Origin of the sequence: Actinoplanes sp. NPDC020271 (assembly GCF_044388125.1) — a bacterium.
GTDB lineage: Bacteria > Actinomycetota > Actinomycetes > Mycobacteriales > Micromonosporaceae > Actinoplanes.
In genome coordinates, this window is sequence record NZ_JBIRWQ010000053.1 from 5,965 (window position 1) to 21,973 (window position 16,009).

Consider the following 16,009-nt stretch of genomic DNA (forward strand, 5'->3'; position numbering starts at 1 on the left):
AACCTAAACCGCCCCCCCCCCCCCCCCTCCAGCCCCCCCCCCCCGCGCGCGGGGGGGGGGGGGGCCCCGCGCCCACCCCCGCCCCCCCCGCCCCCCCCGGCCCCCCCCCACGCCGCGTGCCGACCCCCATCGGCCGCGGCGTCAGAACCATGCTCAGGCGACCACGTGCAGGTCGCGGCTGGTGTTGTTGAGGCGCTGCCCACCGGTTTCGGTCACGGTCACGATGTCCTCGATCCGGATCCCGAAGCGCCCGGGCAGATAGATCCCGGGTTCGATCGAGAAACACATTCCCGGTACGAGGACCTGATGTTCCCCTTCCACCAGGTACGGCGGTTCGTGCGTGGTCAGTCCGATCCCGTGCCCCGTGCGGTGGATGAAATACTCCCCGTACCCGGCTTCCTCGATCACCTTCCGGGCCGCCCGGTCGATCTCCTGGCAGGGCACTCCGGGGCGGACGGCCTCGAAGCCGGCCTGCTGCGCACGCCACACCACGTCGAAGATCTCCTGCTCGGCCGGAGTGGGTGGGCCGACGTGGACGGTACGGGTGGTGTCCGAACCGTACCCGTCCTTGAGCCCGCCGAAGTCGAGCACCACCATGTCACCGCTCCGGATGACCCGCTCCCCCATCTCGTGGTGCGGGTTCGCCCCGTTCGGCCCGGACCCGACCACGGTGAAATCGACCTGGGAGTGCCCGTGCTCGGTCAGCAGACGCGCGAGGTCGGCGCCGACCTCGCGTTCGGTGCGCCCCTCGAAACGTACGCCGATGATCTGGTGAAATGCCGCGTCAGCGGCCGCCCCGGCGGCGGCGAGCCGGTCCACCTCGTCGGTGTCCTTCACCGCCCGCAGCATCGGCAGCGTGCCGGTCATCGACGTGTAGGACGAGCCGGGCAACGCCTGCTGCAACCCGAGCAGGTGCATCGCCCAGGCCGAGTCGGAGATCGCGTACCGTCCGGTCGGGTCGAGCAGCCGGGCCACGGCCGCGTAGGGGTCGTTGCCGTCGGCCCAGTCCGTGATCGCGACCGGTACGCCCTGGGCGTCGCCGCGTTCCAGCACCGGCAGGATCAGGTGCGGGTCGTGGTCGGTGTCGAGCACCAGCAGGGTGATCCGCTCGGTGATCGCGGTCGGCCGGTAACCGGTGAAGTAGGTCAGGTCCGGTCCCGGGGTGACCAGCAGCCCGGTCAGTCCCGCCTCGGCGGCCTGCGCGACCGCGCGTTCCATCCGCTGGATGTAGTCCTTGTTGGTGAAAAGGTTCATCAGGCACCTCCGGTGGGACGGGTCGGGATCGTGTGGCTCGTCGCCGCGGCCGCCGCGGCCAGTTGCACGGCGGTCGCCGGCTCGGCGCGGTGCCGCCGTAACAACAGCACCAGGGCGACGCCACCGGCCGACATCAGCGCCAGCAGCAGCGCCGCCCCGGCCAGCCCCGAGGTGAGCGCGTCGGCCGGGGACGCCCCGTCGACGGTCCGGCCGTTGCTGACGGCGGTGGAGACGGTCGCGGCGGCGGCAACCGCCAGCGACCCACCGACGTACCGCGCCATGTTGGAGATCCCCGACGCCTGACCGACCTGGTCCTGGTCGACGGCGCTGGTCGACGCGGACGACGCGGGCCCGTTGGCCAGGCCGAGCCCGACCGAGAGCACGATCAGCGGGAGGACGAACGCGCCGTAGCCCCACGACGGGGAGACGAACACGAGGGCCGCGAAACCGGCGGTGGCGAGGCCGAATCCGATCGCCACGGCGTACCGCGGGCCGAGCTTCACGGCCAGGGGCGTGATCACCGGCGTGACGGCGATCATCGCGGCGGCCGCCGGCAGCGTCGCCAGGCCGGCCTGCAGCGCGGACATCCCAAACCCGTCCGGATCCTGGAAGTAGAGGCTGAGCAGGTACATCAGCGCGTTGATGACGCCGGCGACCAGCAGGATCGCGATGGTGGCGCCGACCAGCACGCGGTTGCGCAGCAGCTGGAGGTCGACCAGGGGCGCGGTCGCGTGCCGTTCCGCCCAGACGAAGGCGACGCCGCCGAGCACCGACAGGACCAGGCAGGCGATCGTCGGGAAGGAGAGCCAGCCCCAGCTGCCGCTCTCGCTGAGCGCGAGCACCAGCGGCACCAGCGCGACGGCGACGAGCACCGTGCCGAGCAGGTCGATCTCGCGGGGGCGGTCCGGGTCGCGGGACTCCTTCACCCAGAACCAGGTGAGCGGGAGACAGAGGGCCGCGATCGCCGCGTCGATCCAGAACAGGCCCTGCCAGCCGGTCGATCCGACCAGGACACCGCCGATCAGCGGGCCGACGGCGGCGCCGACCGCGGACGCGGCACCCCACAGGGTGATCGCCTTCATCTGCCCGGCACCGGCGGAATCCACCGACAGCAGGCTCATCCCGCAGGCGAGAATCGTCGAGCCGGCCGCGCCCTGGATCATCCGGCCGGCGATGATGCCACCGGCCGAGGAGGAGAGGGCGATCAGCGCGCAGGACGCCACGAACAGCAGCAGGCCGAGGGAAAAGATCCGCCGGCGCCCGAAGACGTCGCCGAGCGCGCCGGAGGTGACGATCACCGCCGCGCCGACCAGCATGTAGCCGGTCACCGCCCACTGCAGGGTTTCCACCGAGGCACCGACGTCCTGGCTGATCGCCGGGAGCAGAATCGTCACCGCGGAGGTGTTGGCGTTCACCACCAGCGCGGAGACGCAGGCCGCCAGCAGGACACCGAGTCCTGCCGCGCGGTTCGCCTGGACCGGTGAATCCGTCGCCGCCATGGGCCGCTCCCGTAGTCGAAGATGCGCTCAGCCTCTCCGGGGGCGGGGCGATCGAGCATCGCTCGCGCCGGATGAATCGCGGCGCCGGATGATCCGCCTACCTTGCTCGGCATGGACGAGCGAGATCCGGACCCGCAGCGGCCTGGCCGGTGGGAGGCGGGCGAACGCGATCCGGACGGCCGCGAGCTCCAGCAGTTCCTGCTCTTCCTGGGCAGCGCGCTCACCGCCGCCGGCGAGGCGGTCAACCAGATCGAGGAGCGTCTGCTGCGGGTGGCGGCCGCCTACGGCGCCCCGCAGGCCCGGGTCAGCGTCCTGCCGACATACCTGGTGGTCTCGCTGGAACCGGGGCAACCGGCCACCCTGGAGCCGACCCGCCAGCTCCGCGGCGGCTTGCGGCTGGATCAGACCGCATTGGTGTACGACGTCCTGCGCGCCGCCGAGCGCGCCGACGTCTCCCCCGCGGCCGGCAGCAGGCAGGTGCTCGCCGCGGTCGACATGCCACCCCGGTTCAGCCCGATGGTCCGCACCACCGGGCACGCCGTCCTGATCGGTGGTATCTGTCTGATCCTCGCCCCGACCTGGGGTGACATCATCCTGGCGGTGCTTTTCGGCGTCGTCGTGGGGGTGATGCGGCTGGCCGGCGGCCGCTGGGCGAGCGCGCAGATGATCATGCCGGTGCTCGCCGCCTTCACGGTCTCGGCGGTGACTTTCCTTCTGGCGGACAGCGGCTGGGCCGACGCCGACCTGCGGGCCATGGTGGCGCCGCTGGTGACGTTCCTGCCCGGGGCGATGCTGACGATGGGGGTCGTCGAGCTCTCCGCGTACGAGATGATCACCGGTTCGAGCCGGTTGGTGGCCGGCGCGTTGCAGTTGCTGTTGCTGGCGTTCGGCATCATCGGCGCCGCCCACGTCGTCGGGGTGCCGGCACCGGCCGCGGGCGATGTCGTCCCGAACACGGTCGGCTGGTGGGCGCCGTGGCTCGGCCCGTTCATCGTCGGGGCCGGCACCTATCTTCTGCACGCCGGGCCGCGGCGCTCGTTCGGTTGGCTGCTGCTGGTGCTCTACGCAGGGTGGGCCGGGCAGTACCTGGGCAACCTGGTGCTGGGCGGCTACCTGAGCGGTTTCATCGGCGCGCTGGTGCTGACCGTCGTGGCCTACATGGTGGAGCGCCGGCCGACCGGGCCGCCGGCCCTGGTCTCGTTCCTGCCCGGGTTCTGGCTGCTGGTACCGGGCGCGCTGACGCTGATCGGGATCACCGAGTACCTGGGCCAGGACACCGTCCGCGGCGCCGAGGACCTGATCGGCGCGACCGCGTCGATGGTGTCGATCGCGCTCGGCGTCCTCTGCGGCCACCCCTTCTACCGGGCGCTACGACGATGACCACCGCGCTACCCCCACGCCGGTCCCGCCCGCGGCCGGGCGTTTCATCCGTACGGGATGAAGCTCTTGATCGTGATGAAACGCACCCTCGGTAACCATGCAGAGCCGGCTCAGCATCGCGGGTAATGCGGTGCAACCACTGCTGCTCATGTTCCCGCTCGGCCTGTTCGCGGTGGCGATCATCCTGGACCTGGCCACGCTGCTCGGAGCGCCGGCGATCATCGGCACGCTCGCCTACTGGAACCTGGTCGCGGGCCTGCTCGGCGGCATTCTCGCCGCGGTCGCCGGGGCGCTCGACGCCGGCGCGGCCCGGCATCCGCCCGCGGCGAAGGGGCGCTTCCTGGTCCTGCTGCTCGACATGGGCGTGCTGGTCTATTTCGCGGTGCTGATTCTCATCCGGGTACGCGGGGCGGAACGCGTCGCCAACCCGGGACTGCTGCTGCTGGAGCTGCTGGGACTCGTCGTGGCCGGGCTCAGCTCCTGGTTCGGGGGACGTCTGGATCCGAACCATTCACCAGGGATGAGACGACCGCCATCCAGCGCTGCCGATGATTCCGCCGGACTCTCTACTACCCGAAGGGAGGCAACATGAGCGAGCTTGCGAGCGAATCATCGAACTCCGTAGCTTACTCACGCCGCCACCGGAGCGAAGCGGAGGTGGCGGCGTGAGCGCAGAGGCGAAAGACCAGGCGACCTCGCCACCACCATCGAAGCAGGCCATCCGATACATCTCCTGGGTCGCGCTGGCGCTGATGACCACCAGCTCGGTGGCCAGCCTGCGCCCGTCCCCGACCATGGCCGTCTACGGGCTGGCCAGCATCTTCCTCTACCTCGTGCCGGCCGTCGTGTTCCTGCTGCCGACCGCGCTGGTCTCGGCGGAACTCGCCTCCGGCTGGAACGGTGGCGTCTACAACTGGGTGAGCCAGGGCCTGTCGAAGCCGATGGGCTTCCTCGCGGTCTGGTGCCAGTTCGCGATGACTATCTTCTACTACCCCAGCCTGCTCGGGTTCGTGGCGAGCACCCTGGCCTACGTGATCAACCCGGACCTGGCGTCCAGCGGCCTGTGGACCGCCATCGTGATCATGGTCTGTTACTGGGCCGGCGTCTGGGTGTCGTCCCGCGGCACCAGCGGCGTCGCCGGCCTGGCCAGCGGCGGTCTCATCATCGGCACGCTGGTTCCCGGCGCGCTGCTGGTGATTCTGGGCATCGCGTTCCTCGGTCAGGGCAACGAGTCGGCCGCGCCGATGACCGCCGGCCACCTGCTGCCGGCCTGGGCCGGACTGTCCAGCCTGGTGCTGATCGTGAACAACTTCCTGTCGTACTCCGGCATGGAGATGAACGCGGTGCACGTCTCCTCGCTGCGCAAGCCCGGCAAAGAGTTCCCGCGGGCGATGTTCCTGGCCATGGGCCTGGTGCTGCTCATCTTCATCCTGCCGGCGCTCGCGATCAGCTGGATCGTCCCGGCCGAGGAGCTGTCCCTGACCGCCGGTGTCATGCAGGCGTTCGACGCGGTGTTCGCCGCCTTCGACTCGCAGTGGCTCACCCCGATCCTCGGGGTCATGCTGGTCGCCGCGTCCCTGGGCGGCATGCTCACCTGGCTCGCCGGGCCGTCGCGCGGACTGCTGCTGATCTCGCGGACCGAGGGCTACCTGCCGCCGTACCTGCAGAAGCTCAACAAGCACGGCGTGCAGCAGAACATCCTGGTCGTGCAGGGTCTCGTGACGACGGTCATCGCGCTGGCGTACGCGTTCATCCCGGACGTGTCCAGCGTCTACTGGATCTTCTCCGTCATCACGACCCAGGTGTACCTGATCATGTACCTGCTGATGTTCGTGGCCGCGGTCCGCCTGCGCCGCAACCAGCCCGACCACCCGCGTGGCTACCGGGCGCCGATGCTCACCGGGCTGTGCGGGGTCGGCTTCGCCGCGTCGCTGGCCGCGCTGCTGATCGGGTTCGTCCCGTCGTCGCAGTTCGGTGGCGGCAGCGTCGGCATCTACCTGGCCATCGTGGCCGGTGGCGCGCTCGGGCTCGGGTTGCTCGTGCCGTACCTGTTCTACCGGTTCCGCAAACCGTCCTGGAAGACCGGCCGAGCCCGAGGCGGAGGTGCCGGCATGAGAACAGCCGAGAAGCTCGTCTACGCGCTGGTCGTGGTCGCGCTCCTGATCCTCGGCGGGGTGGCCGTCGCCTCCTACCACGGGCAGAAGGAGACCGAGCAGGCCTACGCCAAGGCCGAACAGCTGCAGACCGCGCTGTCCACGGCCGGCCTGCGGGTGCCCTACAAGGACTCGATCGTGCGGGTGCTCGGCGACGACGGCGGCGCGGTCTGCCACGACCCGGAGAACGCGCTGCGCCGCGGCACCCTGTACGGGATGATCACGAACGGTGCGGCCGGCCCCGGTCAGCGGCCGGTTCTGGTGGACAACAAGCTCCTCCAGGGCCAGCTGCTGATCATGAAGGTCTACTGCCCGCAGTACGTCGACGCCTTCCAGGACGTGATCGACGATCTGAAGGACGCCTGACATGGACCTGCGCGCACACATCGACGGCCTCATGCCCCGCGCCCAGGCCGACCTGACCGACCTCGTCGCGATCCGCTCGGTCGCCGACGCCCGCCAGTTCCCGGCCGCCGAGTGCGAACGGGCCGCGAACTGGGTGGTCAGCAACTTCGCCGAGGTGGGCTTCACCGACCTGGGCCTGCACCTCACGGCCGACGGCAGTCAGGCGGTTCTCGGCGTACGCCCCAGCACCGTCCCCGACGCACCCACGGTGCTGCTCTACGCGCACTACGACGTGCAGCCCCCGCTCGACGAAAAAGCCTGGCGAACCCCGCCGTTCCAGCTCACCCCGGTCGGCGGGCGCTGGTACGGCCGGGGGCGGCGGACTGCAAGGGCAACATCGTGATGCACCTGACCGCTCTGCGGGCGCTGGGTGACGACGTACCGGTGAATCTGAAATTGATCGTCGAAGGCTCCGAGGAACAGGGCACCGGCGGCCTCGAGGACTTCGTGGAACGCAACCCGGACCTGCTGAAGGCCGACGCGATCCTGGTATGCGACACCGGGAACGCGGCGGTCGGCGTGCCGGCGGCCACCGTGTCGCTGCGCGGCCTGGTCAACGTCGTCGTCGACGTGGCCGCGCTCGGCGGGGAACTGCACTCCGGAATGTTCGGCGGGCCGGCCCCGGACGCGCTCGCGGCGCTCATCCAGATCCTGTCCACGCTGCGGGACCGGGCCGGCAACACCACGATCGCCGGGCTGGAGAACGAGCAGACGTGGCTCGGGGCGCCGTACCCGCCGGCCCAGTTCCGGGCCGACGCCGGCCTGCTCGACGAGGCCCGGCTGCTCGGCGACGGAACAGTCTCGGACATGCTGTGGGCGCGCCCGGCCGTGACCGTGCTCGGCCTCGACTGCCCGCCGGTGGTCGGCTCGGCCGCGGCGATCCAGCCGCACGCCCGGGCCCGGCTCAACCTGCGGGTCCCGCCGGGCATGGACGCGGTGAAGGCGCAGGACGCGCTGATCGCCCAGCTGCACGCGGCCGCGCCGTGGGGAGTACGGGTGACCGTGACCCCCGAGGCGCTCGGGCAGCCGTTCGAGGCACGCACCGGCGGTCCCGCCTACCAGGCGTTCTCGGCGGCGATGGAGGACGCGTACGGGGTTCCGCTGACCACCCTGGGGCAGGGCGGTTCGATCCCGCTGTGCAACGTTTTCGCCGAGACGTTCCCGTCGGCGGAGATCATCCTGATGGGGGTGGAGGAGCCGCTCGCCCTCATCCACGCGCCGAACGAGAGCGTGGACCCGCGGGAGATCGCCCGGCTGGCCCACGCCGAGGCGCTGTTCCTCCAGCAGTACCGCGGCTGACCCGAAGCGGTCACCCCTGATCGGGCCCGGCACATGCCGGGCCCGATCTTCGCTGTCTCCGGGTGCGCCGAGCCGGCCCGTCACCGTTCCTGGCGAGCGCTCACCGTGGTTGTTCCGGACTCGAGTTCAACGAATGGCCGCGCCACGCCTGATTCGTCAAGGAGTCGCAGCGCATGTCGACGTCGTTTCCCCGGCAGACTCAGCGGGAGTTCCGGGCCGCGATCAAGGCCGGGGCGCGGCCCGAGGGCATGACCGTCCAGGCGACGGTCGCCGAGCTCCGGCTGAATCGCCCCAGGTGGCGCTCACGAAAGGCTCGGTCTCGCCCCTCCGGACGAGGCGAGGGCTCCGCACTGCGGCCACCTGGCCTCGTTGGTCCAGTTCCGGGACGGGAAGCTCACCGGGCCGGCGCCCAGGTTCTGCGGCGCTCCGGAGCGGCACCGGCTCGGCCCCGATGCCGTGCAACTGGGCTGGCGGGCGTGCTCGTGCCCGCCTACCGCCGGCGGCCCGGGCGGGCATCGGGAGTGGCGCTGCCGGGCCTGCGCACAGGCAGGCCGGCCCAGCGAACTGATCTGGCCGCCGCACTCTGCAGAGTTGCAGTAGGCCGCCAATCGCCACTCCGACGACCTCGGCAAATCGTCCGAAAGACCCAGCGCCCCGGTGCCCAGCCCGTCGACGGCGCTCACGCCGAGGTGGCGGCCAGCAACCCGACCGCCTTCACCACGGAGATCCTGACCCGGGCGCAGACCGATCGCGCCGGCTCGCGTGAGTAGTAGTGGACCGTCACCGGTGGGGACCGCCTTTTCATGACGGCTGGGCAGTGTTGCCGGCGTCTCGTCCGGTGGGGAGAACAACGCCGGCGTTGGGGAAGATCCGAACTGCGGTTAGCGATTCAATCGACCTTGGCAGTTCCCACGGTGGTAATCATGCTCTTTCATTCCAGGTCGTCGAAGTCGTTCTTGGCCCTCATCTCTTTCAACAGGCGGTCGATCTCGTCGCGTACGGCGGCGGCACGGTCTTTGTGCAGCAATTCGCTCATGCGCTCGTGGGGGTCCGGATCAGGCTGCTGACGTTGCAGTCGGCTTGAACTGATCCACCGTTGTGGGTCTTTGCCTGGTCCGCATGACGGACACCAGACCCAGACGGTGGCCGCAAGGGTCGAGGCTTCGCAAGCCAGGCCGTCGCCTATGACGTCGCCGGCTCGGCCCTTGCCTATGACGACGTTGGTGCCGTGGAGCGAGCCGATCCTAAAACGGCCGCCGCGCATCAGGATCGACATGCTGTTACGACCTTGTTTGACGTGCGCGCTGACGGTGCCCACCGTGATACCGAGGCCATCAGCGATCTCCCGATGAGTCCAGCCGGCTGCGGCGAGGACGGTCACGACGCGACGCCGGTCGGGCAGCTGAGCCATCGCGCGCAGGGCGATCCGCAGACGCTCGGCCGACTCAGGGTCGTGCTGCGGCGCCAAGGAGGTCCAGGTCACCCTCCGGGAGTAGTCGATCAGTTTCGTCTCCTCGTTGCCGAGTAACAGGTCCCGACGGACCGATGCCGCCTTACGGGTAGCCACATGGGTCAGCCAGCCTCCCGGAGTCAGCAGCCACCTGACCTTCCGCACGCGAAGAGCGCTAAAAGTGTCCTGAACGACGTCTTCTGCGTCGGCACGCTGACAACCGCGGGAAAGGACGTAGTGGAACAGCCGCTGTCGCCGGGCGCGGTACCACGCCTCGAAATCGGTGACCAGCGGATCCTGGCAGGCGCTGCAGCGGTCGCCCTTGGCATAGACCCGCTCGCTGACCTCGGGCGCGGTCACCGTGTGCTCTCCGGGTGGCGCCGGGCCGACCAGCGTCCAGCGGTGTCGCGGCCCCGTACGGAGGAGCCCGCGGGCAGCTGGGCAGTAGCACGCACCAGCTGGACGCGGCCGCGGAGCAGCACCCATACCCGCATGGCTCGAGTGAGTGGCAGCACGGCCGGCGCGAGAACGCCGACCAGCATCGCAGTCATGGGATCCATCATGGAGAACCTCCGCCGTTCCAGGTATAGCCGCAGTCCCGAGGTGGGAGGGCTGTCTACCGATGACGGGGCGGATCCGTCGGCATTTCTGTACGCCCGCTCCAGAATTCTTGCGCCACCAGTACTGCGGCGACGACCCTGCCTCTCGGCCCGGGCGCGCGAACGTCACCAGCCGCGCCGTGTGCAGCTTGTCGAGTCGGTAGGTCACCGTGCGCGCCGGCGCGCCGGTCAGCCGGGCCAGCTGGCCCGAGGTCAGCACCCGGTGTCGATCGAGCTGGACGAGCAGCTCGCGGCTGGGCCCGCCGAGGTGGGACAGCCGGTTGAGGTGGCGTCGGCGCAGCACGGCGTGCACGGTGGAGGCGGCCAGGCCGACCTGTTCGGCGATCGGGACCGGCCCGAGGCGTCGTTTGGGGCGCAGGTGCACGATTTTGCGCACGACCGGTGCGGGTGTGAGGTTCGGTTGCCGCTGCGGGCATGATGAACGGTCGGTCATGCCGGCTTCGCCTTCGGCGCGGTAGCGGGCGGCCCATTTCGCGGCGGTGCGCCAGGACACGTCGTAGCGTTCGGCCGCTCGTGCGGGTGACCAGCCGTCCTCCACGATCAGACGCGCCAGCCGCAATCGCGCCCGCGGAGTCAACGCGGCGTTAGCGTGGGACATGAAGGCCTCCAAGTTTGGTGCGGTGCTGTCTTAGCAGCTCCACTGCACCGCTGGAGGCCTTCACCTGTTCGCGGGATGGATCAATAATCCTCAGATCGAGTGGTCACACTTCCTCGACCAACGTCCCCGGACATCACAACTAGGGCCTTCCGGACTGGTAGAGCCGTGTAATCCAACCGTCGTGTAATCGAGTATCACGGCTCGTCAGGATTGACCCTGAGTAGTGCGAGAGGGCCTCGCACCGTCTGCGATTTGATGATGCGAAGCCTGTTGCTGTCCCGCTCGGGTGCCATGCCGTGAGGTGGATTCGCGTCGTTAGGCCTACTCTTCGTTCGGGTGGATCCGTTCGAAGCGGTCGGTATGCCAGTCACTGGTGTCCAGAGCGAGCCGGAGAAGGACCGAGTCGCCGAACCGGTCGAGAGATCGTGCCAGTTCGCGGTGTGTATAGGTGCCCAGACCCGGGGTGTATTCGTCAAGGGCGGCTCGGCGGCGTCCGGATTGTTCGGGCAAGCATTGGATCAGGTGTTCGACGGCGTTGTCGCCGCGGCCCCGGACCCGGCCGGAACCGACCTGCTGATCGATCACGATGGTTTTGGCAAGGGCCGCGGCTGTCTGGACCTGTCGTCGCAAGAGCAGTGCGCCCAACGTTAGGCTTGGCTTCCATCCGGGCATGGCCAACGCGTCGCGGACCGCGCGATGAATGGCGATGTGGTCGGGGTGCCCCGTCAACCCGGTGCGATCAACGGTCAGGATTATCGTTGGCCGGATGTGATCGATGTTCGATCGAACAGCTCGGGCGAGCACTGCGGGATCCTCTTCGGCCAAGGTCTCCGGCCCGCCGTGGCCGGTGTCGATCCACTGCCCCGCCTCGGTGAGGTAGTCCCAGTCTTCAATGCCCAGCAGCTTGCAGGACCGGGTCAGTTGCGTGGCCCGCGTGGCCCGAGCTGACGCCGAATCGCCCTGATGTGCGGCGAGCAGACCGGCCTCTCCGCCGGTGCCCACGCGTAGGGAGACCTGGCAGTCTCGGTCAGCCAGGGCAATGGTTGCCGCGGCCGTCGCGAACACTTCGTCGTCCGGATGCGCGTGGACCACGAGAACACGGCCCGGTAATAAGCCGGTATCGAGGGCAAGCGCCGTCACGGCCCAAGTGTGCACCAGCTCCGCTTCCGTACATGGACGGCACTGATGGACATTGTTATGATGGCGCCCGACCTGACTCTGTCGATAAGCATGCGCAGGGTGCGTTAGTCGACCTCAGTTGATCCCGTGTAGCGGTTCCATGTTCCACCGGCAGCGGCGTGATGGCGCTGGGTGGTCGTGTGGTGAAAGCCGAGGGCCTGGGCGACGACCGGTGCCGGGGCTTGGAGGACAAGTTGGTGCAGTGCGGCCAGGCGGCCGGGAACGGTGGGGACGCCGAGGTCACGGATGAGCGGGGTGATCGTGCGGGTCGTCAACGGCTGGCCGGCGCGGCGCCTGGGGAACAGCCAGCGGGCGTTGCGGTTCGTGGCGGTGCGCATGTTGGTGCGCTGGTCACGTAGCGCCAGTAGCAACTCGGCGACGGGTTCGGGAACCGGCGTCGGCGGGTCGCCCAAATGGAGCAAGACGTCGGGGCCGGTGGTGTCGATGGTCAGGCTCAGGATGCGGCCGAGCGGTTGGGCGTAGAGAAGCAGCAGGATTGCGGCGACGCGGGTGCGCAGTTCGCTGGTGTCGTCGGCGATCAGCTTGTGGAGTAGTCCGATGCGCCGGTGCTGCGTGATCGGCGATCGCTGGCCGGGCCGGTGCGCGGCGACGTGCAGCCGTGGCAAGTGCCCGGCGTGGGCGGCCCAGGACAGGAACGGTTTGAGGAACTGCCGTTGACGCTGCGGATGGGTGACGATCCAGCGGTCGACCGCGAAGAGCAGATGCTGCAGCGGCAGCTGCACGTCGCCCGGCGGGCCAGCCGCGTCAGACCGACGACATTATCGAGCAGGTGAGCCGGCGCGGCCTGGCCTGGTTGCTCGGCAAACCGGACACGGCCCTGGAGCCGCTGACCGCTCGGTATGCCACCGGCCAGGACGCATGCGCTGGGACCGTCAGGTCCGCCTCCTGACAACGGCCGCCGCGGTCAGCGCCGCGCTGGCCGATCCGGACATCGACCAAGCGGCCGCGGCCGCCGTCCTCGAACTGCTGCCCGCCCTGCGTGCCGATCTCGCCGGCATCGAGCGGGCTGCCCTGGCCGCAGCCCACCGCACCAACGTTCCAGCCGACGTGATCGCCGCGGCGCAGCGCCCGGGCACTCCGGGAGGCCACCGGTGACCGGCTACACCACCACCGCCGATGTCCGATACCGGCCCGGCGGGGACAACGGCGTCCTCCCACGAGGCCGTTACCCGGGTCGAGCATGCCGAACAGGATCCGCACGCCAGCCGGCAGACCGTCGACCAGCTGCGCCAGGAACTGGGCGCCAGGAACTGGCCGGAGTCCGCCAGGACCTCGCCAGCGATCACCGCGCTGGGCGAGCGGCTACCCGAGCAGCAGACCACCGCCGCCACCGAGTGGGCCGACGGCCTGCAGCGCGACCTCGACCAAACCCGGGCGGTCGTCTATTCGGGAGACGGTGGAATGGGGATGGGTCGTTACGGTGGACAGGATCGGTCCACAGCGGGCTTGGTTGCTGGGAGGTGGTGGGGTCGTGCCGGTGGTGGAGGCGTCGGTGGTTGCCGGGATGGTGATCGCGTGGGCGGTGAGGAAGGCGCGGCGGGCTGCGGGTCGGGCGGATGAGACGGTGGACGCGGCGATCGACGCGGGCGCGGGCCGGCTGCACGAGCTGGTTCTGGCCAGGCTGGGTGAGCCGGTCCGGGAGGATCTGGCGTTGGAAGCGGCCGACGAGTCGGGGCAGGTTACTGAGTTGACCCGGCAGCAGGTCGAGTTGGCAGTGGCGGCGGCGGCGCGCCGGGATGAGGTGTTCGCGAAGACGGTGACCGAGCTGCTGACGCAGGTCCGAGCCGCGGAGCAGGCGGCGGGTATGCAGGTGCTGGCCGCGCCGGGGTCTGCGGTGTTCACCGGTGCGGTGACCGCGACCGCGCATGATGAGGCGACCGCGATCGGGCAGGCCGGCACCGTCAATATCGGCGACCGGCGCCGGGAGGAACCGGACCCTTTCCGGCCGGGTCCGTCCGGCCACTGACGGGATCCGGTGACGACGGCGCCCTGGACGGGGCGCCGGGGTGGCACGGCGTGCCCGGGGCTGAGGTGCTCGGGCACGGCGAGCGGGGTGGGGTCGGGGTCGGTGTGGCCGCGACGGTGAACGTGTTCCTGTCCGCGACAGGCCCGTTGATGACACCACGGTCGGCGTATCTGGCGCAGGTCCGCCGGATTGTTCCGCCGACTTTGGAAGGCCGCGAGGCGGAGCTGGCGGAGTTGGCGGAATTCTGTCTGGACCCGGGGCGGGGGCCGTATGTGTGGTGGCAGGCGGGTCCGTGGGCGGGTAAATCGGCGTTGTTGTCGACGTTCGTACTCGATCCGCCGGAGGTGGTGCGGTCGCGGGTGCAGGTGGTGGCGTTCTTCATCACCGCCCGGCTGGCCGGTTCGGACACGCGGGCGGCGTTCGTTGCGGCGGTGACTGAGCAGTTGGGTGCGTTGACCGGGCAGCAGCCGCCGACCATCCCGGACGAGGCGTTACGAGAGGCGTGGCTGCTGGACCTGCTCGCCCAGTCCGCTGCTGCCTGCGCCGCGCGGGGGGCGCGGCTGGTGTTGCTGGTCGACGGCCTGGACGAGGACCGCAGCAGCGCCACCGGCGGTCACGCGCACAGCATCGCTGGGCTGCTGCCCGGCGATCCGCCCGCGGGGATGCGGGTGGTCGTGGCGGGGCGGCCGAACCCGCCGGTTCCCGACGACGTGCCCGACTGGCATCCGCTACGTGCTCCGGGGATCGTGCGCCAGCTGTCCGCGTCGGCGCACGCACGCGATCTGCAGCGGCTCGGCCAGGCCGAACTCAAACGGCTGGTGAAAGGCACCGAGGTGGAGCGGAACCTGCTCGGCCTGCTGACTGCGGCGCGTGGTGGCCTGTCCGGGCCCGATCTGCGGGAGCTGACCGGTGCTGGGCTGGCCGAGATTGAGGACGTGTTGCACACCGTAGCCGGACGGACCTTCACCCGTCGTAGCGCCGAATGGAATTCGGGCCGCGGAGGCGAGGTGTACCTGCTCGGCCACGAGGAACTGCAGCAAGCCGCCACCAGCTACCTTGGCGAGCCGGTGCTGGCCGGCTACCGCAGCCGTCTGCACGCCTGGGCCGACACCTACCGCACCACCGCGGGCGGCCGCCCGCGGTGGCCAGCCGGCACCCCGGAATATCTGCTTCGCGGTTACCCTCGCATGCTGGCCGCCGTCGGCGAGGTTTCGAGGCTGGTCGGCTTGGCCACCGATCCGGACCGGCACGAGCGGATGTTGGATCTGTCCGGCGGCGACGCCGCCGCCCTCGCCGAGATCATCACCTGCCAGGACCTCGTCCTCGCTGGCCCGGAGCCCGATCTCGAGGCAATGCTGCGGCTGTGTATTCGCCGCACTAGTTTGGCTGACCGCAACAGCCGCATCCCGACCGACCTGCCTGCTGTCTGGGCCACGCTTGACCAACCCGCCCGCGCCGAAGCCCTCGCTCGCTCGATCACTGACCGGGAACAGCAGGCTGAGGCGTTGGTCACGGTGGCCGAGGCGGTCGCCGCCACCGACCCTGACCGAGCCGAAACCGTGGCCGGCTCGATCACCGACCCGGACCGGCAGGCGTGGGCGCTGATTATGGTGGCCGAGGTGGTCGCCGCCACCGATCCCGACCGGGCCCGACGCCTCGCCGGCCACGCCGAGACCGCGGCCCGGTCGATCACCGACCCGGACCGGCAGGTGCGGGCGCTGGTCACGGTGGCTCGGGCGGTCGCCGCCGACCCCGACCGGGCCCGACGCCTCACCGACCACGCCGAGACCGCGGCCCGGTCGATCACCGACCCGAACCAGCAGGCGTGGGCGCTGGTCACGGTGGCCGAGGCGGTCGCCGCCACCGACCCCGACCGGGCCCGACGCCTCACCGACCGAGCCGAGACCGCGGCCCGGTCGATCACCGACCCGGAACAGCAGGCTTGGACGCTGGTCACGGTGGCTCAGGCGGTCGCCGCCACCGACCCCGACCGGGCCGAAACCGTGGCCAGCTCGATCACCCGCCCGGAACAGCAGGCGTGGGCGCTGGTTATGGTGGCCGAGGCGGTCGCCGCTGCCGACCCCGACCGGGCCGAAACCGTGGCCGGCTCGATCACCGACCCGGACCGGCAGGCGTGGGCGCTGATTATGGTGGCCGAGGTGGTCGCCGCCACCGATCCCGACCG

General features: G+C 70.2%; 13 protein-coding genes and 2 pseudogenes. 8 read left to right on the plus strand and 7 right to left on the minus strand.

Going from position 1 to position 16,009, the window contains the following annotated elements:
- Positions 1–153: 153 nt before the first annotated feature.
- Entirely contained in the window at positions 154–1,254 is a 1,101-nt protein-coding gene (locus tag ACH442_RS46845) for an aminopeptidase P family protein (RefSeq protein WP_396344701.1), read from the minus strand.
- On the minus strand, positions 1,254–2,753 hold the full coding sequence (locus ACH442_RS46850; protein ID WP_396344702.1) for an MFS transporter: 1,500 nt from the start codon (positions 2,751–2,753) through the stop codon (positions 1,254–1,256). The genes ACH442_RS46845 and ACH442_RS46850 overlap by 1 nt, the downstream gene beginning before the upstream one ends.
- Before the next feature lie 111 nt (positions 2,754–2,864).
- On the opposite strand from ACH442_RS46850, the gene ACH442_RS46855 reads away from it, so the two are divergent.
- The 4 genes and pseudogenes from ACH442_RS46855 to ACH442_RS46870 all read left to right on the plus strand — a co-directional run bounded on the left by ACH442_RS46855 (position 2,865) and on the right by ACH442_RS46870 (position 7,990).
- Positions 2,865–4,133 (plus strand): threonine/serine exporter ThrE family protein, encoded by a 1,269-nt coding sequence (locus ACH442_RS46855; protein WP_396344703.1) that lies wholly within the window; start codon positions 2,865–2,867, stop codon positions 4,131–4,133.
- A gap of 97 nt (positions 4,134–4,230) precedes the next feature.
- Positions 4,231–4,725, plus strand: coding sequence for a DUF2231 domain-containing protein (locus ACH442_RS46860; RefSeq protein ID WP_396344704.1), 495 nt, complete (start codon positions 4,231–4,233; stop codon positions 4,723–4,725).
- A 73-nt stretch (positions 4,726–4,798) separates the two neighbouring features.
- Positions 4,799–6,652 (plus strand): APC family permease, encoded by a 1,854-nt coding sequence (locus tag ACH442_RS46865; RefSeq protein WP_396344705.1) that lies wholly within the window; start codon positions 4,799–4,801, stop codon positions 6,650–6,652.
- A gap of 31 nt (positions 6,653–6,683) precedes the next feature.
- Positions 6,684–7,990: pseudogene (locus tag ACH442_RS46870) on the plus strand (dipeptidase).
- 679 nt (positions 7,991–8,669) lie between these two features.
- Here ACH442_RS46870 and ACH442_RS46875 read toward each other — a convergent pair.
- The 5 genes and pseudogenes from ACH442_RS46875 to ACH442_RS46895 form a co-directional block, all read right to left on the minus strand.
- Entirely contained in the window at positions 8,670–8,795 is a 126-nt protein-coding gene (locus ACH442_RS46875; protein WP_396344706.1) for a hypothetical protein, read from the minus strand.
- A gap of 126 nt (positions 8,796–8,921) precedes the next feature.
- Entirely contained in the window at positions 8,922–10,316 is a 1,395-nt protein-coding gene (locus ACH442_RS46880) for a sigma factor-like helix-turn-helix DNA-binding protein (RefSeq protein WP_396344713.1), read from the minus strand.
- Positions 10,305–10,658, minus strand: a pseudogene (locus ACH442_RS46885) (helix-turn-helix domain-containing protein); the annotation flags it as partial. The pseudogene ACH442_RS46885 and the gene ACH442_RS46880, both read right to left, overlap by 12 nt.
- A 321-nt stretch (positions 10,659–10,979) precedes the next feature.
- Positions 10,980–11,798 (minus strand): PIG-L deacetylase family protein, encoded by an 819-nt coding sequence (locus tag ACH442_RS46890; protein WP_396344707.1) that lies wholly within the window; start codon positions 11,796–11,798, stop codon positions 10,980–10,982.
- A gap of 104 nt (positions 11,799–11,902) precedes the next feature.
- Positions 11,903–12,580, minus strand: coding sequence for a hypothetical protein (locus tag ACH442_RS46895; protein ID WP_396344708.1), 678 nt, complete (start codon positions 12,578–12,580; stop codon positions 11,903–11,905).
- Between the two features lie 136 nt (positions 12,581–12,716).
- Here ACH442_RS46895 and ACH442_RS46900 point away from each other — a divergent pair, with 136 nt between their 5' ends.
- The 4 genes from ACH442_RS46900 to ACH442_RS46915 form a co-directional block, all read left to right on the plus strand.
- Entirely contained in the window at positions 12,717–12,953 is a 237-nt protein-coding gene (locus ACH442_RS46900) for a hypothetical protein (protein ID WP_396344709.1), read from the plus strand.
- A 21-nt stretch (positions 12,954–12,974) separates the two neighbouring features.
- Positions 12,975–13,418, plus strand: a complete 444-nt coding sequence (locus ACH442_RS46905) for a hypothetical protein (protein ID WP_396344710.1) — start codon at positions 12,975–12,977, stop codon at positions 13,416–13,418.
- 4 nt (positions 13,419–13,422) lie between these two features.
- On the plus strand, positions 13,423–13,824 hold the full coding sequence (locus tag ACH442_RS46910; RefSeq protein WP_396344711.1) for a chromosome partitioning protein: 402 nt from the start codon (positions 13,423–13,425) through the stop codon (positions 13,822–13,824).
- Positions 13,825–13,874: 50 nt separating this feature from the next.
- Positions 13,875–16,009, plus strand: a 2,135-nt coding sequence (locus tag ACH442_RS46915; protein WP_396344712.1) for a hypothetical protein, incomplete at its 3' end; no start/stop codon positions are given.